Source organism: Nisaea sp. (assembly GCF_017640745.1).
Classification (GTDB): domain Bacteria; phylum Pseudomonadota; class Alphaproteobacteria; order Thalassobaculales; family Thalassobaculaceae; genus Nisaea.
The window spans coordinates 96513-115362 of record NZ_JAEPQA010000011.1 but is presented as its reverse complement, the minus strand read 5'-3'; the positions used below and the strand labels follow the sequence as shown (position 1 = coordinate 115362).

Below are 18850 nucleotides of genomic sequence, written 5' to 3'. Positions count from 1 at the left end.
CGCCGTTTTGGGGTTATGCGAAGGGTTCGGTTTCGGCGAGTGCCGGCAGTTTCGCGGCCTCGGCGTACCAATCGGCGAGACGTGGCCGGCCCTCGCGCCAGCCGTCGTCGGGAAAACGGAAATCGAGAAAGCCGAGGGCGGCCGCGAGCGTCAGGCGGTCGAGCGTCATCGGCCCATCGAGCCGGTCGGACGTCTCGAACCAGTCGAGCACCCGCCCGATGGTCGCGACCTGCCGTGCCATCCAGTCCGCCCGGTCCGGCTCCTGCGCCTTCAGGCTCTCGACCCGGCGGATCACGGCGCAATCCATGATCCCATGGGCGAGATCGTGGCGGAACAGGATCTGCCGCCGTTCTTCGCCGGGCGTGAAGGGGATAACAGACTGCCCTTCGACCAGCTCTGCGAGGTATTCGCAGATGGAGAGGCTGTCGATGATGGCGGTGCCGTCGTCAGCAACGAGGGTCGGCACCTTCGAGAGCGGATTGTGGCGTACGAGTTCCGGCGGGCGTTCATGCGGATTGGCAATGACCAGCTCGATGCGGTCCGCAATGCCGAGCGTGACCGCGACGGCCCGCACCTTGCGCGCATAGGGCGATGCTCCGACCATAAAAAGTTTCATTCGAAAACCTTGGAAAGCTTTGGATGGATCGATGGTATGTCAGTATGTCAGCATACAAACCCCTTGGAAACTGTTTCCGTCAATGCCGAGTCAGTGCTAGGAGACCTCGAACCGGGGCAAGGCACGCGGTGCAGGAGCGCGACAGCTGCTCTGAACTGGCCGGTTTGCGGCGGGGCGGACGATGTCACGCAGCCCGCGCCGTTGGTGCCGAGAAAGTGTGAACGATCGCTTCGAACGACCTATAGGCAGTCGCTGCAGTGTCTTCCAATCCCCGCAAAATCGAGAACCGGTACGTCAACGATCTGCGCCGTCTCGACTTCTTCCAGTCCCAGTTCGGTAACCTGAAGAGCGTGACCGTTCCGCTCGGTCTCTCGGTCGTATTTCTCGCGATTGTCGGGATCTATGTCGGGAGCACGCAGGAAAATCTCGGCGAGGATTGGCTGATCGTCGCCGTCGCGGCGGTGGTCGGCGGCTACATGGCGCTCAATATCGGTGCCAACGACGTCGCCAACAACATGGGGCCGGCGGTCGGAGGCAAGGTGCTGACGGTGACCGGCGCGATCCTGATCGCTGCCGTCTGCGAAAGCGCGGGCGCTCTGCTCGCGGGCGGCGACGTCGTGAAGACGGTGTCGAAAGGCATCATCTCGCCCGGCGAGAGCGTCTCTGTCGGCGAGTTCCGGGACCTGATGCTGAGCGCGCTGTTCGCGGCGGCGCTCTGGATCAATCTCGCGACCATGTTGAACGCACCGGTCTCCACCACGCACTCGATCGTCGGCGGCGTGCTCGGTGCGGGAATTGCGGCGGCGGGCTTCGGTCTCGTCAACTGGGGCACCATGGGCGCGATCGCTGCCAGCTGGGTCATCTCTCCAGTCTTCGGCGCGATCTGCGCGGCAGGCATACTCTTCGTCATCAAGAAGAAGATCCTTCTCGTCGAGGACAAGCTGGCGGCCGCGAAGACCTGGGTGCCTATTATGATCGGGCTGATGGCCTGTGCCTTCGCCGCCTACATGGCGATGAAGGGGCTGAAGAAGATCTGGCACCCGTCGTTGTTCGAGATCGTGCTCTATTCGCTGCTCGCTTTTGCGGTCTCGTACTTTTTGTCCAAGCCGTACATCGCCCGTCGCGTTCTGAGTCTCGAGAACACCCGGCAGGGTGTCTACCGGCTCTTCGACATTCCGCTGATCGCCGGCGCGGCCTTGTTGTCCTTCGCGCACGGAGCGAACGACGTCGCCAATGCCGTCGGGCCGCTCGCCGCGATCGTCTCGACGGCGGGCGAGGGTGCGGGAATCTCGAGCAATGTCACGATCCCGATCTGGGTGATGGCGATCGGCGCCTTCGGGATTGCCTTCGGGCTCGGCCTTTTCGGACCCAAACTGATCGCGGTCGTCGGCGAGAAGATCACACGGCTGAACTCGCCGCGCTCCTACTGCGTCGCGCTTTCCGCCGCCGTGACGGTGCTGATCGCGACCACGCTCGGCCTGCCGGTCAGCTCCACGCATATTGCGGTCGGCGCCGTCTTCGGTGTCGGCTTCCTTCGGGAATTCATGGAGAATCCGAACACGCGCAAGCTGCGTCCCGGCCACAAGTTGAACGCGACCGCACAGGACGCGTTCAACAGCAAGGACTATCGTTCCGTTCGCAGGCTGGTGCGGCGCAATTTCGTGCTGTCGATCGCCGCCGCCTGGATCATCACTGTGCCGGCGTCAGCTCTGCTTGCTGCGGCTGTTTATGCTGCCTTGCAGTCTCTCTGATCCAGTTGCTCAGCGCCTCGAACTGGCGCAGGACCGGGAGATAGTCCTCGCGATAGGCGACCCGCGGGGCGTCTTCCAATAGAGCCCAATGACGCTGGCGAAGTGCCTTTTCCGGCCATTCGTCGAACTGCTCGGTGACGAGGAACGGATAGTAGGTCACCGGAATCTCGACCTTCCCGGAGCTCGTCAGCTTGGTGATGACCTGGGTCATCGGGAAATCGTTGAGCACCACGCCCTTGACGCCGGCCTCCTCAAAACCTTCTCTGAGACAGGCCTCGGTCTGGGTCTCGTCCTTCTTGCGCTTGCCCTTTGGAAGGATCCAGCGGCCGCGCGTCTGCGAGGTGACGAAGAGAACGGCGATCAGATCGTCTCTGATATCGAACGGGATGATCCCAACGCGATGCATCTGTATTTCCCTGGCGATTTATCGTCCCAATCTAACGGCATCGGCGTGCCGAGGCCAGTTTCCATGCATGGCTGCTTCTCTCCCGCGACGCTGTACTTTACGCGCGCGCGTCATTATGTTGCGCGCCACTGATTTTGATTTCGCGCTGACGGCGCGGCACCGCTGATCCCCGGCTCGGGAAGAACTTCAACCGGTCGGCAGATCGCGGACACTCCGAAAGAAAAGACATGACGGAATTCGAAGGCGTTGTTCCCGCGCTCGGCAAGGCATTGGCGAAGCGCGGTTACGAGACCCTGACCCCTGTGCAACTGGCGGTGCTCGGTGAGGAGATGGAAGGCGCGGATGCGCTGGTTTCGGCGCAGACCGGCTCCGGCAAGACCGTGGCCTTCGGCCTCGCGATGGCGCCGACCCTGCTCGATGAGAGTGGCCGTTTCGGCCGGCCTGAATCCCCGGTGGCGCTCGCCGTGGCGCCGACGCGCGAACTCGCCATGCAGGTGCAGCGCGAACTCGAGTGGCTGTACGAATTCACCGGGGCTTCGGTGACGTCCTGCGTCGGTGGTATGGACCCGCGGCGTGAGCGCATGGCGTTGGAGCGCGGCGCGCATATCGTCGTCGGCACGCCGGGACGGCTGCGCGACCATATCGAGCGCGGCGCGCTCGACCTCTCGCAGATGAAGGTCGTCGTCCTCGACGAGGCGGACGAGATGCTGGATCTCGGCTTCCGGGAGGATCTGGAATTCATCCTGGGCGCCGCGCCGGAAGAGCGCCGGACCCTGATGTTCTCGGCGACTGTTGCGAAGCCCATCGTCACGCTCGCCCAGCGCTACCAGCGCGATGCGGTCCGTATCTCCACGGCGGGCGAGAAGCGCCAGCACGGCGACATTGAATACCGCGCGCTTGTATGCGCCCCGAGCGACCGGGAGAATGCGATCATCAACGTGCTGCGCCATACCGATGCGCCCTCGGCCATTGTTTTCTGCAGCACCCGTGCGACTGTCGCCCATCTGACCAGCCGCTTCACCAACCGGGGCATTCCGGTGGTGGCGCTTTCCGGCGAGTTGAACCAGAGCGCGCGGACCTACGCGCTGCAGGCGCTACGGGACGGGCGGGCGAAGGTCTGCGTCGCGACCGACGTCGCCGCCCGCGGCATCGATTTGCCGAACCTCGAGCTGGTGATCCACGCGGATTTGCCGAAGAACGAGGAATCCCTGCTGCACCGGAGCGGGCGGACCGGACGGGCGGGGCGCAAGGGCGTCTCCACCCTGATCGTGCCCTATTCGATGCGCAGGAAGACCGAGCGCCTGCTCGGCTTCGCCAATGTGACGGCCACCTGGGGCAAGCCGCCGTCCGCGGACGAGATCCTCGCGCTGGACAGGAAGCGCATTCTTGAAGATCCGGATCTCGGTGGCGAGACAACCGAGGAAGAGCGCGCCTTCGCGGCCGAACTGCTGGCGAAGCATGATGCCGAGGCGGTTGCCGTCGCTTTCCTGCGCAAGCGCATGGCCGGGCTCGCGGCACCGGAGGACCTCCTGGACGGGCCGCAGGACGACAGGCGCGGCGAGCGGAGCGCTCCCAAGACACGTCAGGATTTCGAGAACGGGGTCTGGCTCCGTCTCTCCGTCGGGCGCAGTCACCGGGCCGAAGCGCGCTGGATCCTGCCGATGCTGATCCGCATAGGGAACATAACCAAGGCCGATATTGGCCGGATCAAGATTCAGGAGAACGAGACCTACGTTGAGATGCTTCCGGCGGCGGCCGAGTCCCTGCTCGAAGCCGTCGGACCGAGCCGGAAAGTGGAGAAGTCGATCACGGTCGACCGGTTTGCAGGTAGTCCGGAAGCGCTCGAGGACATCGTGGAGTCGCGTCCTCCAAGAGCCGCCCGGAAACCCAGGGCGGAAAAAGACTTCAGGTCTGACAAGGAGCCTGGCGACCGCAAGCCGGCCAGGAAGTGGGACAAGGAACGCAGGCCGGAACGGTCCGTGCAGCCGGCTTCGGCGGAACGCCCCGGTACGGTCGCGAAGGAGGTTCCTGACGTCAAAGGCGAGCCGCGGAAGTTCGACAAGAGCCGCAAGCCGCGGAAACCCGGCAAGCCGGGTGGAAAATTCGCCAAGGGCCAGCCCGCCGGTTCGAAAACGGCGGACGGTAGGCATCCGCCGAAAAAAGCCAAGAAAAAGCATCGCAAGGGCGAGTCGAAGCCGAAGGCGCCCTGGGTTGACTGAGCGCACGGAAATGTGCCTCCGCGGCCCTCTCGCCGCAATTGCTGACGGCTCGCTTCTGCCATAGAGTCACACTCGCGTCAGGCATTGACGGTGGGAGTGTGTTCCGATGCGCAGGTTCATGTTTGCACTGCTTTGCAGCGCTGCTTTCCAGACATCCTTCCAGGCGTACGCTGCCGGACCGGGCTTGCCGGACGGTGACGGCCGCAAACTGGTCGAGGCGGTCTGCACTGGCTGTCACAACGTCAACCTGATCCAGCGCAGCAGCGGTTACAGCCGCGCGCATTGGGATGAACTGACGGCCACGATGATCGACCTGTCGGGGGATGCGGACACGCACAGCCGGATCCTCGATTATCTCTCTGCTGCCTTCCCGCCGAGCGGCAACCGGGCTGCTCTCCCGGCTCCGGGTCCGCTCGCGCTTTCCTTCGAGGAATGGCAGGTGCCGACCCTCGGACAGCGTGCCCGGGATCCGGTCGAGGGGGCGGACGGTGCGATCTGGTGGGTCGGACAGTGGGCCGACATTCTCGGACGGATCGATCCGGCGAGCGGCGCGATGACCGAGTACGATCTTCCGTCTGGCGCCAAGCCGCATTCGGTGGAGATCGGACCGGACGGAAGCATCTGGTACACCGGCAACAAGAACGGAACCATGGGCCGGTTCGACCCGGCGACAGGCGAGATCACAGAGTATCCGATGCCTGATCCGGAAACGCGCGATCCGCACACCCATGTCTTCGATGCGGAAGGCATCCTCTGGTTCAGCCTGCAGCAAAGCAACATGATCGGCCGCCTCGATCCGGCGAGCGGGGAGGTCCGGCTTGTGAGTGCGCCGACGCCGCGCTCCAAACCCTACGGTGTGAAGATCGCGGAGAACGGAGATGTCTGGATCGCCTGCAACGGCTCCAATTGCCTGCTCAAGTTGGATCCCGGGAGCATGGACGTCACCGAGGTCAAGCTGCCGGAAGAGGGAACCACGGTCCGCCGGCTCGATATCGCACCGGACGGGCGGATCTGGTGGGTGAATTCGGGGCTCGGCCGGCTCGGCGTCTACGACCCTGTCACCGGGGCGATCCGCGAATGGCCCTCGCCGAGCGGGCCCTCGTCGCATCCCTACGCGATTGCCTGGTTCGACGGTGCGGTCTGGTACAACGAATCCGGCGTTCGCCCTGACATGCTGGTGCGTTTCGATCCCGAGACCGAAAGCTTCCAGAGCTGGCCGATTCCGTCGGGCGGGCTGCATGCCGGCATTCTGCGGCACATGAGGGTCAGCCGTGACGGCAAGTCTCTGCTGATCCACCAGACCGCCAGCAACCGGATCGGACGGGTCTCCGTAATCGGGACGGTCAGGACCCAATAGATCCGCACCGCTGCCGTGAACGTCATGGTGGCGTTCGCGTCTCATCTGTGCTTTGAGTCGGGTCTTGCCTTCCACAGGGCCGCCGTCCGCCCCTCGGCGCGGACCGGCCCCAAGTGGCTTCTGCATCGCGATCAGGTTTAGGAGACACGCGCCGTGAGTACCAAGCAGTTCGAAAACGATCTTTCCGACGTCGTCGCCTCCGACAAGGCGCATGTCTGGCACCATCTCGCCCAGCACAAGGCCTTCGAGACGGCCGACCCGCGGATCATCGTCGAAGGCAAGGGCATGCGGGTCTGGGACATCAACGGCAAGGAGCACCTCGATGCCGTGTCCGGTGGCGTCTGGACGGTGAATGTCGGCTATGGCCGCGACACCATTGCCGACGCAGTGCGCGAGCAGCTGGTGAAGATGAACTACTTCGCCGGTGCCCTCGGTTCGGTGCCGGGCGCCCGCTTTTCCGAGCGCCTGATCTCCAAGATGCCCGGCATGACCCGGGTCTATTATTCGAACTCCGGCTCGGAGGCGAACGAGAAGGCCTTCAAGATGGTGCGGCAGATCTCCGCGCGCCATCACGGCGGCAAGAAGTCCAAGATCCTCTATCGCGAGCGCGATTATCACGGCACCACCATCACCGCCCTCTCGGCGGCCGGCCAGCCGCAGCGCGCTGCCCACTACGGCCCCTTCACGCCGGGCTTCGTCGAGGTGCCGCACTGCCTCGAATACCGGAACCAGTACGGCGTGACCGAGAATTACGGCGAGCGCGCCGCGGATGCGATCGAGGAGGTGATCCTGCGCGAGGGTCCGGACACGGTCGGCGGCCTCTGCCTCGAGACCATCACCGCCGGCGGCGGTGTCATCACCCCGCCGAAGGGCTACTGGGAGCGGGTGCAGGACATCTGCCAGAAATACGGCATCCTGCTGATCCTCGACGAGGTCGTCTGCGGCGTCGGCCGGACCGGCGAGTGGTTCGGCTACCAGCATTACGGCATCAAGCCGGACATGGTCACCATGGCGAAAGGCGTTGCCTCGGGCTATGCGGCTATCTCCTGCACCGTGACCACCGAGGCGGTCTTCGACATGTTCAAGGACGACGCCTCCGACCCGCTGAGCTATTTCCGCGACATCTCGACCTTCGGCGGCTGCGCCTCCGGCCCGGCCGCGGCGCTGGAGAACATGCGCATCATCGAGGACGAGAAGCTGCTGGAGAACACCACCGCCATGGGCGCGCGTCTGGAGCAGAACCTGCTCGCGCTGATGGACAAGCATCCGGTGATCGGGGATGTCCGCGGCAAGGGCCTCTTCTGGGGCGCCGAGCTGGTGAAGGACCGCGAGACTAAGGAGCCGGTGGACGAGATCAAGGGGCAGGCCGTGGTCGGTCACTGCAATGCGGAGGGCGTCATCATCGGCGTCACCAACCGCTCGATCCCGGGCTACAACAACACGCTCTGCCTCTCGCCGGCGCTGATCGCGACCAAGTCGGACATCGACCAGATCACCGGCGCGATCGACAACGCGCTGACGGCCGTTTTCGGTTCCGGCAAGTAACACCGGCAAGGGAGAACATGGCGTGAGCGATCATGATCATAATCACGGGCACGAGCACGGCCACGATCACGCGCATGACGGCGAGATCGACTGGAAGACGCAGGGGGTTCAGGTCATCCCGGGTGACAGTCTGGATGCGAACACTGCCCAGACGCCCGGCATGAACCGTGCGGCGGCGATTACCACCGCGCGGGCCGGGGCCAAGAAGCTCTGGGCCGGAACGGTGAAGATTCACCCGAATGCGAAGACCGGCGCGCACCATCACGGCGCACTGGAGAGCGTGATCTATGTCGTGAGCGGCCGCGCCCGCATGCGCTGGGGCAACAATCTCGAATTCGTCGCCGAGGCCGGTCCGGGAGATTTCATCTTCGTGCCGCCCTATGTGCCGCATCAGGAGATCAACGCCTCTACCGACGAGCCGCTCGACTGTGTGCTGGTACGCAGCGACAACGAGAATGTCGTGGTCAATCTCGAGATCGATCCGGTCGAGAAGCCGGAAGCGGTCAAGTGGGTCGACCCGATTCACCGCGGCGAGGCCTGACGAGGGGCGCTGGCCTCACTCGATCAGGACGATCGCGTCAACCTCAACGGAGGCGTTTGCCGGCAGTCCGGAGACGCCCACGGCCGTCCGTGCATGGCGGCCGTTCTCTCCATAGAGCGCGATCAGGAGTTCAGACGCTCCGTTGATGACTTCGGGCGAGCTGTCGAAGCCGGGAAGGCAATTTACGAAACCGCCGAGCCGCATCACGGTCCGCACCCGGTCGAGATTGCCGTCACAGGCATCCTTCAGGTGATAGAGCAGGTTCAGGGCGCAGATTTCGGCGGCCTTCCGACCTTCGGCGATCGTGACGTGCGGCCCGTCCGGCGGCGGCGTCTGGCCCGGCGCGATCACCGGGCCGAGATGGGTCACTTCGCTACCCCAGTCGCAGGTCTGCCCGGCAAGGAAGACGAGGTTCCCATCCCGCCGCCAGGGCAGAAAATTACCCCGCGCGCCGCGAAAGGGAGGCAGGGAAAGTCCCATCTCTTCTAGTTTGGCCATCACATCTGAGCGCATTGGGGACTCCGTCTCGATCTCGGTCACATTGCCAGCTTACAGCGCCGCGCCATGCGCGCTAGGCTCATGCCGAGGACGAGCCGGAACAAATGGCCGCCGGGGAGGAAAAGTTGGAAATCGTCGACGCTCAGATTCACATCTGGCAGACCGGGCTGCCGAGCAATGCGGCCCATTGGCAGATCACGTCCTTCACTGCGGCTGAAGCCATCGCGCTGATGGACGAGGCCGGTGTCGATGCCGCCGTGATCCATCCGCCGTCTTGGGACCCGGATTCGACCGAGCTCGCGATGAACGCCGTACGGAAATATCCGGGCCGCTTCGCGATCATCGGTGCGGTCGATCTCACCACTCCTGACGCGAGCGGCGCGGCCATGGAGCACTGGCGCGCGCAGACCGGCATGCTCGGCCTGCGCTGCATGTTTCTCGAAGGTGAGGACCGCCGTCTGTTGCATGACGGCGAACTCAAGTGGTTCTGGGACGCGGCGGAAAGATACAATATCCCGGTGACTGTGCTCGCGACCGACTCGCTCGCACTTCTTGGCGAGATTGCAGAGCGGCATCCGGGGCTCCGTCTCAGCATCGACCATCTTGGCGGAAGGGGCGGCAACACCACCCTGAAGGACCACGAGGCCATGGTTCACATGCCTGAGCTTCTGAAACTCGCGGCATTGCCCAACGTGGCGGTCAAGGTGACGGGCGCGCCCGGCTATTCCGCCGAAACCTATCCGTTCCCCGTGATGCAGGGGTATGTGCGGCGGGTCTTCGATGCTTTCGGACCCGACAGGACCTTCTGGGGCACGGACATCTCAAAGATGCCGTGCTCCTGGCGGGAATGCGTGACGATGTTCACAGAAGACCTTCCCTGGCTCCGCGGCGCGGACCTAGAGCGGGTTATGGGATCGGCCGTTCGCGACTGGTGGGGCTGGCCGCGTTCGGCCGCTCCTGGCTGACCATTGAGCGCGCCCGCATCTTCAGAGTAACCACTCAAGCCCGCCATACTGCACTTTCTCGACCCCGACCAGGTCGACACGATAGCCGTCGCCGTGCACGCTTGTGCTGCTGATCCCGGTGGGAGCCGAGCGGAGCTTCAGCGTATCGAAACCGGCGCCGCCCACGACCGTGTCGTGTCCGAGGCTCGCGACGATGACATCGTCTCCGGCGCCGCCGTAGATGGCGTCGTCGCCCTGGCCTCCGTTCAGCCGGTCGTTCCCCCGGTTCCCATAGAGAATGTCATTGCCCGTATTGCCGTAGACGATGTCGTTCCCGCCGCCGGCCATGATCGTGTCGGCCCCGGCGCCGCCGCTGACGGTTCCGCTGCCGTCGCCGGCATGGATCAGGTTGTTGCCCGAGGAGGCCCCGAAGAGCCGCTGGATCGCCTCGATATCGTCCGCTTCGAGATGCGCTCCGTCAGAGCTGCGGTAGCTGTAGAGCGTCTGATTCGGATCTGCGGCCGGGCTATCGGTGAAACCGAAGCCGTGGCCGATCTCATGCGCGGCAACCCGGGTCAGATCGAAGGAACTGATCCGGGACTCATCCAGACCGACATAGGATTTCAGCCCGTTACCCGCTTCGTCCGTGACCGTAACGTTCAGCCCGTCCGCATTGTGCAGGGCCCCGAATGCCGTCTTCACTTCGGTGAGGTCGGCGATAATGAAATCCGCAGCCGCCGGATTGACAGTCTCGCTGAACCTGATGTCTGCGACGTTCTCCCAAAGCGCGAACCCGTCGTGGATCGCCGCTCTTGAGTAATTGACGTTCGCATTGACGATGAAGGTGATCTCTTTGTCCCAGCCGATCATCGCCCCGCTCCCCTAGACGCAGGTGCAATCCGGCGGCCGATATTGGCCGCAAGGAGCGCCGCGGCGCTGCATGAAGGGCAGTAAGTAGCGTTTTCAGGAAGGAATGATTGCTTTTCAGTCATAAGTGTCTCGGTTGCGTGATTGCATGCTCCGAGACGGGTTCTAGTTTTAAATACCCAAAAATAAGTTAATCGATATAGTTAAAAATAGATAAATACAAATATTAATGATGTATAAATTTCTGATTCCATTCTTTTTATTTCTGATAATGGCGAGCTGTCTAGCTAATTTATTGAATTTTTATTCAGCGCTTCGATTGAGCGAAAATCAAATTTAGAATGGAGTGAGATTCTTGGTTTTCGTCTAATGGATGTTTTTCTGTAAAATTTGAAAAGCGTTATCACAGTGATAAAAAGAGATTTATTGGAAAATGGTGTTCCGTAAGTGTCGTGTGATTCAAAAAGCATAAAACAATATGCAATCAATAATTGATTTTTTTTCAGTTTTCTGAAAATGGAAAATTATTGTGTATGACGAAGAGTTACCTGAAAATTCTAACCTGCTCTCTTTGATTTCCGGAATTGGCTGTATAGTTCGAACAGGTCTTTCTGCCTCTGACTGGAGAACGGCAAGATTGGATTCGCCTTCCAGTATTGCCGAACTTTGTTCCTGTCTTCGGTTTGGATGAGACTCATTGTGGTCACGTAATGGCGGCCGAAATAATTGAACGGCTTTCTTTGCTCAAGGAACTGGGTGATCGAGATCGACCCGCTGGGGGTGATCTCAGGATAGAAAGGCGGGATGTTCCGCAGCGAGATGCTGGTCCCGTCAACGGTCGGATCGGGTGCGGTGCTGTAGAATGTCATGACCTTGACATGGTCAGAATCCGAAAAGTCGAACTCGCGGAAAGACAGCCCTTGGGCGTCAAGCCGTTCACCGGCCGCATCCAGGTGTCCGAACCGCAGATCGGTCTCGATCCTGTCGACAGTGCTGTGGTCTATCGCGTTCGAGTATGGGGTCGAAAATACCCGCGGAAGTGAAATATTCGCATCCAGCTCGAAAGCGCGCACCCAGTCCGATGGAAGCGCTGCCGCAATCTTGCGAAGCAGCTTCACCGACGGATTCCAGCTCGGGTCCATCATCTTGTGGCATTGGCTCGTCGATATATCGGCCTGCAATGCCAGCTTGTACGGCGGATAGTTGTGTTCGCGAACCCAGAGCCTCGCCATCTCGACCAGCTTGAAGAGTTCCATGTCGAGGGTCCGGACGGACTGGGGAAACTGGGAGCGCGCAAATTCCGCGTATGGAAAATCTGACAGCTCGAAATTTTCTATCATTGTCTCTTCGAATGTAAATGTCGTAATATAATATTTGCTATATTTAAGTAACTCAGAGAATTTTTTCGTTCAAAGTCCGTTCTTATGCGGGGCAGACGTGGTGCTTCGAATAATATGCTTTTTGTGCCCCGGTCCTTCAGTTTGCTTTCACGCTATCATGGCGTGTCGATGCTAAAAAACATGCCTTCGTAAATTCAACGTTATTTCAGTGATTATCCAACGTGAAGTTAAATCGAATATTTTTATAATATAGAAACGATTTCACTATTTTTCTGAAAATAGAAAAATTGTCCCGAAAAATCAAACATGAGATGCATTTTATCGAAAGGCGCGCCGGCGTTCTCATGGCAGCCGAGTTCGATAGAAACAAATGCATTTCAGGTTTCGAATGATATTAGGGGGCACTCATGGCGACAATTGCAGGTGGAATATTTGATACTGGAACCGTGACGGCGGACGAAGGGGCGCAAATCAGTACGTTCCTCGACTCACTCGGGATTACCGAAACCTCCATCACCACAGTAACCGCATCCGTTGGCGGGACGACGACGATTTCCGACACGACGCCGACGTCCACGGTCTCACTCTCGGCAGGCCAGACGACAACGATCGCACTTTCCGGAACGACTGCGAAAACAGTGATTGTGGCAGGCTCCGGCAACGCAAATGTTATCGGTGGAGGCGGTTCCGACAATATTCTCGGCGGGGGTGGTTCCGACAGCCTCACCGGCGGGGTGGGCGACGACTTGGTCAATGGCGGTCTCGGAAACGACGTCGTCTTTGGCGGTCTCGGAAACGATACGATCGAGGGCGGCGTGGGCGACGACACGATCGGCTCGGACGAAGGCGACGATCTGTTTTATGGCGGCATCGGAAATGACGAGATCGCCGGCGGCGCCGCGAACGACATCGCGTTCGGGCAGCGCGACAACGATATCATCTACGGCAACCAGGCCGACGATATCATTTACGGCAACCAGCAGAACGACGCACTCTATGGCGGCCAGGGCGCCGACACGCTCTATGGCGGCCAGAACGAGGACACCTTGTTCGGCAACAAGGGCAACGACGCGCTGTTCGGCAACCAGGGCGACGATGTCTTCGTCTTCCAGACGGACGGCGGCTCCGACGTGGTTTTCGATTTCACGGCCGGAGCGGACGTCATCCAGGTCCAGTCCAACATCAACGGCCTCTCCGTCACCCAGCCGGGGGATCTGCTGACCCGGGTTTCCTCAGACGCGAGCGGCAACGCCGTGATCGACCTCGGAGCCGGCAACCAGGTGACCGTCGTGGGGATTAGCGCAACGGACATTCAGGCCAATATCGGCCTCTACATCCAGGTTGTCTGATTTTCTTTGAGGGGCGTCCGGACGTTTGTCCGGGCGGGCTGTGCCGTGGGACAGATTTCAAGCCGGGAGTCCCGGCTTGCGGTTTCCCCGAGGGACAAGAGGCCGGCGTGTCTGAGAATTGCGCCGAACCTCTTTGTCCTGCTGGGGCTCTGCGAGCTGCATCGGGACCTGAAGGACATTTCCATCGTTGTCGACGGGCGTGCGGTGAAGAGCCCGCTCATTTCGGTTCCGGTTCGGGAGTCGGACACGAGGCAACTCGTACTGACGTTGTTTTCGGCCGCTCTGGAACCCGAGATGCATCTGAGCTGGTCGATCTCCGGCGAGCTTCTGGCCGACGGGATGGCGGCCGAGGCGGCCGTTTTCGAACAGGCGGATGCTGGGGATCTTCTGGGCGCATGCGAGGACCGCCCGGCACGCGTCGATCTCGCGCGGAAACTGATCGAGTTCATCCTGGTTTACATGAAGCGGTCGGACGACCCCGAAGCGCTTGCCTTCGCGGATGCACTGGCGGATGCGCTGGAACCTGTCGCTCTCCCGGACGCCGGCTGTGTCGTCGAACTCGCCCCGGGCTCCATGCTTCTGGTCGTGACCGGCCTTTCGGATATCGGCGGGGTGGAAAGCGTTCAGGTGCTGGGCGAGGGCGGCTTCCGGAGGTCGTCGGGGCGGTCCCTGATCCTCTCGGAGCAGCAGACCGGTTTCTGGATGCTGGATATTCCGCGCGACGATCTCTGGCGGGGGAGTGTCCTGCTTTGGTCTGCGGGACAGATGCATCGGATCGAGCCGGGGCACGCCAGGCTCGTTGATACCAGTTATCTTCTTCAGTTGTGCGCGGCGTCTGGCCCGGACGCGGCCAATGCAATCCAGTGGCTGAAGAATGCCGTCGGTCTCCTTGGGAAGGTGAATCGCAAGCTCCCGGGTTTCCTAAGGGAGCTGGACGCTTCCGCCTCCGCGAGCAAGATGCCGGTGGCCGCCTTTCCGGGGCCGGTTTCGGTTGGCCTCACCGCGGCAGTCAGGACGGCCGAGGGGCACATGACGGTGTTCGGCTGGATCGAGGATCCACACGAACTGATGGACCAGATTTGCTGGATCGGGCCGGGGGGAACATCCGTCAGACTGAATGACGCGCTGGTGCCGGTCACGCATCGGGGTGTTCCGAAGCCTGACACGACGGAGTCCGATCGCGCTATCCGCCGTGGCTTCTGCGCTACGATACGCACGCCGGCCGCGTCCGTTGCCCTCGGAAGCGAGGTGTTTCGGGTCAGTCTTGTCTCGGGGAACGCGAAGACCCTCGTGGTCGGACCGGCGACCGGAGACGCGCGGGTTGCGCGGGATCTTCTGCTGTCCTTGCCGGCCGATCCTGAGCAATCGGACAGTCTGTTCGAGTCCGGCCTCGCGAAAACCGTTTCCGCGCTTCATGGCACGTTTGTCGGCGGCGACCGGATAGAGCGGCAGGTCGAGATCGGTGAGATTGCCGCGTCTCCGAGAGTGAGCATCGTCATCCCGCTCTACAAGAATCTCGCGTTCCTGCGGGCGCAATACAGTGCGCTCGCAATGGAGAAGGACAGCGCGCGCGATGAGCTCATCTATGTCGTGGACGACCCGGAAAGCGCCTCGCGCGTCGAAGCGCAGCTCCGGGCCATGCACCAGCTATATGGCCTTGCCTGCCGTGTGATCGTTCATCGGGCCAATTTCGGCTATGCGCCCGCGGTCAATTCGGGAGCCGGGCTCGCTCGCGCCGGCCACTTGCTGCTGCTGAATTCGGACGTCGTTCCGACGACCCGGGCCCCGGTCAGAGGGCTTCTCCGCGCGCTCGCCCGCCGTCCGAACCTGGGAGCTGTCGGACCCAAACTGCTGTTCGCGAACGGGACGATCCAGCATGCCGGACTCGGTTTCGACAGGGACTCCCGCGGACGCGTTTTCAACCGCTCCCTCTTCAAGGGCTATCCCGCGGATCACCGCGCGGCCAACAGATCGGCCCGTGCGGACGCGCTGACCGGCGCCTGCCTTCTGATCCGGCGGGATGCCTGGGAGGCGGTCGGAGGACTGAGCGAGGACTACATCGTCGGCGACTTCGAGGACACTGACCTCTGTCTGAAATTGCGGGCCGCCGGGTGGCTGCTCGGCTACGAGCCGCGCGTCTCGCTCGGGCATTACGAGCGGCAATCGATCGGGGAACACCAGCTGCATCGAACCTCCTGCGCCGCGCAATACAACCGGTGGCTCCATCAGAACCGTTGGTTCCCGGCGCAGATGCCGAGCGCGAGGCAGATCGCCACCCCTCAAATTACAAAAGTGACGGTGTCCGCATGAGCGAGCAGCACGAGATATCTCCGTCGGTCGCCGGCAATCCGGTCACGTCGGTTCTGCGCAGGTCGACCAGGGCGGTGCTTTTTGCCCTGCTCCTCAGCCTTGTCACCAGCCTGCTGATGCTTGTGCCGCCGCTCTACATGATCAACATCTTCAACAAGGTCCTGTTGAGCCACAGCTATTCGACTTTGGTCGGTATTTCCGTCGCGGCGATCATCGGCGTCTCGCTCTATGTCGTCTTCGACTTCTTCCGGTCGAAGATCTTTCTTCTGACGGGAACCTGGCTTGGGCAGCGGCTGAACGAGAGCCTGCTGGAGGCCGGGCTCGGCCGTTCGCTCCGCGGCAAAGGGAATGTCAGCGAGACTCTGCGCGATATCGGCGATCTGCGCCAGTTCGTCAGCGGCCAGAACATTTCCGCCGGGATGGAGTTTCTCTGGTCGCCGATATTCTTCCTCGCGCTCTTCATTCTCCATCCGGTCTATTTCACCGTCGCGCTCGCCGGCGCGGCCGTGCTGGTCGTTCTCGCGATCGCCAACGAAATTCTGGTCCGCAAGCCGACCGCCGAAGCGAAGCATCTGGCGCTGGTGGCCTACAACGATCTTAGCGACGCCTTGCGCAACGCCGAGGTGATCGAGGGTATGGGGCTGATGCGCCATGTCCTGCAACGCTGGCGGCGCGCGAACGACCAGACAATCCGGACCAGCCAGGTTGCCGAGCAAAGGGCAAGCCAGGTGCGCTCGATCTCGCGCGGCATCCAGTTTGTCGGACAGATGAGCATCATCGCCGCCGGTGCCTATCTCGTTGTCCAAGGCGAAGTCAGCGCGGCGACGCTTGTCGCGGCGATGATGATTTCCGGCAGGGCGTTGCAGCCTTTCGGCTCCGTCATTTCGAGCTGGCGGGAATGGGTCAATGCCCGCGCGGTACTGCAGCGCCTCAACGCACTGGTGGCGGAAGATCTGAAAAAGCGGCCACGGTCGACGATGCCGCTGCCCCGGCCGAACGGCCTGCTTGAGGTGGACCGACTGGTCTTCGCCGCGCCCGGCGCGCCGCAGCCGATCATCCGCAATGTCAGTTTCTCCGTTCAGCCGGGCGAGTTTGTCGCCATTATCGGACCGTCCGCGGCGGGCAAGTCCACGCTGGCGAAGCTCCTGGTCGGTGTGTGGGCCCCGACGGCCGGATCGATCCGGCTCGACGGACACGATGTCTATACCTGGAACCGCGACGATTTCGGCCAGTATGTCGGGTACCTGCCGCAGCAGGTCGAGCTGTTTTCCGGCACGGTGCGGGAAAACATATCGAGGCTGAGCGAAGCCCCGGCGCCGAAGGTGATCGAGGCGGCGAAGCGTGCCGGCGTGCATGCGATGATCGGGCGTTTCCCGCATGGCTACGATACCGATGTCGGAACGTTCGGGGCCAAGCTCACCGGTGGCCAGTCCCAGCGTATCGGGCTTGCACGGGCATTGTTCGGAAATCCGCCGTTTCTCGTGCTCGACGAGCCGGACGCGAGCCTCGATATGGAAGGCCAGCAATCCCTGGTCTCGGCTCTCGAGGAGGCGAAGGCGGGCGGCAGCACTTCTCTGGTCGTCAGTCACCGGCCGGCGCTCATCAAGCTCGCCGACCGCATCATCGTCATGCGCGAAGGAACGATCGAGCGGATCGCCCGCCCGGATGATCTGCTGTTCGACGAGCGCGGTTTCATCGGGGTGAAGGGACAAGGACGTCGCGGCGGCCAGCTCGTTGGCATCGGGGGGCAATCATGACGATCCTGGTTCCGACAAAGTCCGCGGGCTCACCGGGATTCGGGCATGACTCCCGGAGCGACAGCTATCCCCCGATCGCCTCGAGTGTCCGCGGTGTCCTGCTCTTTCTCTGCCTCGGATTGTTGGCGTTCGCAGGCTGGGCTTATTTCCTGCCGATGGCGGGCGGTGTGGTGGCGAATGGCGAGTTCAGCGTCGAGGCCAACCGGCGCAGTGTGGAAAGCAAGGATGGCGGCACAATCGCGACCTTGCATGTGAGCGAAGGATCGGTGGTCGAGCGCGGTGACACGGTCGTGACCTTCGATCCGGTTCAGGCGCAGGCCAACTTCGGTATAGCCGATGCCCGCTATCTCCGGGCTCTCGCGAAGCGGGCACGGCTCAAGGCCGAACTCTCGAAAGCGGCAGAGATCGCCTGGCCGGAGGAAATCCGGGAACGGTCCGGCGAGATCTTCGTCGACCAGCTCATGGATATCGAAAAGGGCCTGCTTTCTGCACGCTGGCAGTATCTGGAAGGACGCCGCGAGGTCCTGCAATCGAACATCGAGGAGCTGCGCCAGCGGCGTGACGGCGTGAACGCCGAGATCGCGAGCCGCGAAGAGCGCCTGGCACTGACCCGTGCTGAGGAAAAAGACGTCGCCTCGCTGGTCGAGCGCGGATACGAGCGCCGCCCGCGACTGCTCGCTCTGCGCCGCGACGGTGCGGAACTTCAGGGCGAGATCGACTCCCTGCGCGCATCGCTTCTGAGCATCCAGGAAGCCGAGAACGGAACCCGGCTCGAACTCGCCAATCTCGACTACGAGCGCACGATGAGCGTCGCGGGAGAGCTGACCGAGACCGAAGGCGCGCTGAGCGATGCGATCGAACAGAGGATGAGCGCGGCTTCTTTACTCGAGAACACCGTTCTGCGCGCACCGGCCCGCGGAACGGTCGTCGACCTGCAGTTTTTCGGCAGCGGCGGCGTCGCGGGTCCCGGCGAGCGGATATTCGATCTGTTGCCGGCGCATGACGCGCTCTTCGTCCGCGCGAAGCTTCGTCCGACCGATATCGACGCGGTCCACAAGGGGCAGGCCGCCGAGGTTCGTCTGCTGGCGATCAACCAGCGCTTCTCCGATCCGCTTCCGGGCACGGTCACCCACATTTCGGCCGACCGTCTGACCGATCCGTCCAACGGCGCGACCTACTACGAAGTGTTCGTGAAGCTTACCGAGGACGCGCTGGAGCGGGCGAAGGACCTCAAGCTGCAGGCCGGCATGCCGGCCGATGTCGTGTTGACCACGCAGGAGCGGACCTTCGTCGAGTACCTGCTGTCGCCGGTCTCCCGCGCGCTCTTCCTCGGCTTTCGGGAGGACTAGA

15 protein-coding genes are annotated in these 18850 nt (G+C 62.2%); 10 read left to right on the top strand and 5 right to left on the bottom strand.

From position 1 onward, the window contains the following. Nucleotides 1-13: 13 nt before the first annotated feature. Entirely contained in the window at nucleotides 14-604 is a 591-nt protein-coding gene (locus JJ959_RS09840; RefSeq protein ID WP_292882803.1) for a glutathione S-transferase family protein, read from the bottom strand. 269 nt (nucleotides 605-873) lie between these two features. On the opposite strand from JJ959_RS09840, the gene JJ959_RS09835 reads away from it, so the two are divergent. Continuing rightward, nucleotides 874-2367, top strand: a complete 1494-nt coding sequence (locus JJ959_RS09835; protein WP_292882800.1) for an inorganic phosphate transporter — start codon at nucleotides 874-876, stop codon at nucleotides 2365-2367. Here the strand turns inward: JJ959_RS09835 and JJ959_RS09830 are convergent. Continuing rightward, nucleotides 2306-2773: an NUDIX domain-containing protein gene (locus tag JJ959_RS09830; protein ID WP_292882797.1), complete on the bottom strand. Its 468-nt coding sequence runs from the start codon at nucleotides 2771-2773 to the stop codon at nucleotides 2306-2308. The two genes, JJ959_RS09835 and JJ959_RS09830, sit on opposite strands and share 62 nt — an antisense overlap. Nucleotides 2774-3000: 227 nt before the next feature. Between JJ959_RS09830 and JJ959_RS09825 the strand changes: the two genes are divergently transcribed. From JJ959_RS09825 to JJ959_RS09810, 4 genes are all read left to right on the top strand, one after another. Further along, nucleotides 3001-4992, top strand: a complete 1992-nt coding sequence (locus JJ959_RS09825) for a DEAD/DEAH box helicase (RefSeq protein WP_292882794.1) — start codon at nucleotides 3001-3003, stop codon at nucleotides 4990-4992. A 106-nt stretch (nucleotides 4993-5098) separates the two neighbouring features. After that, nucleotides 5099-6349, top strand: coding sequence for a hypothetical protein (locus JJ959_RS09820; protein WP_292882791.1), 1251 nt, complete (start codon nucleotides 5099-5101; stop codon nucleotides 6347-6349). Nucleotides 6350-6502: 153 nt separating this feature from the next. After that, nucleotides 6503-7894 (top strand): aminotransferase class III-fold pyridoxal phosphate-dependent enzyme, encoded by a 1392-nt coding sequence (locus JJ959_RS09815; protein WP_292882789.1) that lies wholly within the window; start codon nucleotides 6503-6505, stop codon nucleotides 7892-7894. Nucleotides 7895-7916: 22 nt separating this feature from the next. Continuing rightward, a complete protein-coding gene (locus JJ959_RS09810) occupies nucleotides 7917-8435 on the top strand; it encodes a cupin domain-containing protein (RefSeq protein WP_292882786.1) in 519 nt (172 codons plus the stop codon). A 15-nt stretch (nucleotides 8436-8450) separates the two neighbouring features. Here JJ959_RS09810 and JJ959_RS09805 read toward each other — a convergent pair whose 3' ends face one another. After that, a complete protein-coding gene (locus JJ959_RS09805; protein ID WP_292882783.1) occupies nucleotides 8451-8948 on the bottom strand; it encodes a RidA family protein in 498 nt (165 codons plus the stop codon). 110 nt (nucleotides 8949-9058) lie between these two features. Between JJ959_RS09805 and JJ959_RS09800 the strand changes: the two genes are divergently transcribed. Then, on the top strand, nucleotides 9059-9898 hold the full coding sequence (locus JJ959_RS09800; protein ID WP_292882780.1) for an amidohydrolase family protein: 840 nt from the start codon (nucleotides 9059-9061) through the stop codon (nucleotides 9896-9898). Nucleotides 9899-9919: 21 nt separating this feature from the next. Here JJ959_RS09800 and JJ959_RS09795 read toward each other — a convergent pair whose 3' ends face one another. Together JJ959_RS09795 and JJ959_RS09790 are read right to left on the bottom strand one after the other, a co-directional pair. Continuing rightward, nucleotides 9920-10747 (bottom strand): matrixin family metalloprotease, encoded by an 828-nt coding sequence (locus tag JJ959_RS09795; RefSeq protein WP_292882777.1) that lies wholly within the window; start codon nucleotides 10745-10747, stop codon nucleotides 9920-9922. Between the two features lie 554 nt (nucleotides 10748-11301). Then, nucleotides 11302-12000, bottom strand: coding sequence for a hypothetical protein (locus JJ959_RS09790; protein ID WP_292882774.1), 699 nt, complete (start codon nucleotides 11998-12000; stop codon nucleotides 11302-11304). Between the two features lie 491 nt (nucleotides 12001-12491). Here JJ959_RS09790 and JJ959_RS09785 point away from each other — a divergent pair, with 491 nt between their 5' ends. Genes JJ959_RS09785 through JJ959_RS09770 form a run of 4 tightly spaced genes read left to right on the top strand, consistent with a single transcriptional unit; the run spans nucleotide 12492 to nucleotide 18849 of the window. Continuing rightward, nucleotides 12492-13433, top strand: coding sequence for a calcium-binding protein (locus JJ959_RS09785; protein WP_292882772.1), 942 nt, complete (start codon nucleotides 12492-12494; stop codon nucleotides 13431-13433). A gap of 45 nt (nucleotides 13434-13478) precedes the next feature. Continuing rightward, nucleotides 13479-15743, top strand: a complete 2265-nt coding sequence (locus JJ959_RS09780; protein ID WP_292882769.1) for a glycosyltransferase family 2 protein — start codon at nucleotides 13479-13481, stop codon at nucleotides 15741-15743. Further along, nucleotides 15740-17500, top strand: coding sequence for a type I secretion system permease/ATPase (locus JJ959_RS09775; protein WP_292882766.1), 1761 nt, complete (start codon nucleotides 15740-15742; stop codon nucleotides 17498-17500). Before JJ959_RS09780 ends, JJ959_RS09775 begins: the two co-directional genes overlap by 4 nt. Next, the gene (locus JJ959_RS09770) at nucleotides 17497-18849 is read left to right on the top strand and encodes an HlyD family type I secretion periplasmic adaptor subunit (protein WP_292882763.1); all 1353 of its coding nucleotides are present in this window, start codon (nucleotides 17497-17499) and stop codon (nucleotides 18847-18849) included. Before JJ959_RS09775 ends, JJ959_RS09770 begins: the two co-directional genes overlap by 4 nt. Nucleotide 18850 lies beyond the last annotated feature (1 nt).

Bases quoted from the DNA above. Each gene is read 5' to 3' on its own strand.
- JJ959_RS09805 (WP_292882783.1), bottom strand. From the start codon at position 8,948: ATGCGCTCAGATGTGATGGCCAAACTAGAAGAGATGGGACTTTCCCTG.
- JJ959_RS09770 (WP_292882763.1), top strand. From the start codon at position 17,497: ATGACGATCCTGGTTCCGACAAAGTCCGCGGGCTCACCGGGATTCGGG.
- JJ959_RS09775 (WP_292882766.1), top strand. From the start codon at position 15,740: ATGAGCGAGCAGCACGAGATATCTCCGTCGGTCGCCGGCAATCCGGTC.
- JJ959_RS09825 (WP_292882794.1), top strand. From the start codon at position 3,001: ATGACGGAATTCGAAGGCGTTGTTCCCGCGCTCGGCAAGGCATTGGCG.
- JJ959_RS09830 (WP_292882797.1), bottom strand. From the start codon at position 2,773: ATGCATCGCGTTGGGATCATCCCGTTCGATATCAGAGACGATCTGATC.
- JJ959_RS09790 (WP_292882774.1), bottom strand. From the start codon at position 12,000: ATGGAACTCTTCAAGCTGGTCGAGATGGCGAGGCTCTGGGTTCGCGAA.
- JJ959_RS09795 (WP_292882777.1), bottom strand. From the start codon at position 10,747: ATGATCGGCTGGGACAAAGAGATCACCTTCATCGTCAATGCGAACGTC.
- JJ959_RS09840 (WP_292882803.1), bottom strand. From the start codon at position 604: ATGGTCGGAGCATCGCCCTATGCGCGCAAGGTGCGGGCCGTCGCGGTC.
- JJ959_RS09785 (WP_292882772.1), top strand. From the start codon at position 12,492: ATGGCGACAATTGCAGGTGGAATATTTGATACTGGAACCGTGACGGCG.
- JJ959_RS09820 (WP_292882791.1), top strand. From the start codon at position 5,099: ATGCGCAGGTTCATGTTTGCACTGCTTTGCAGCGCTGCTTTCCAGACA.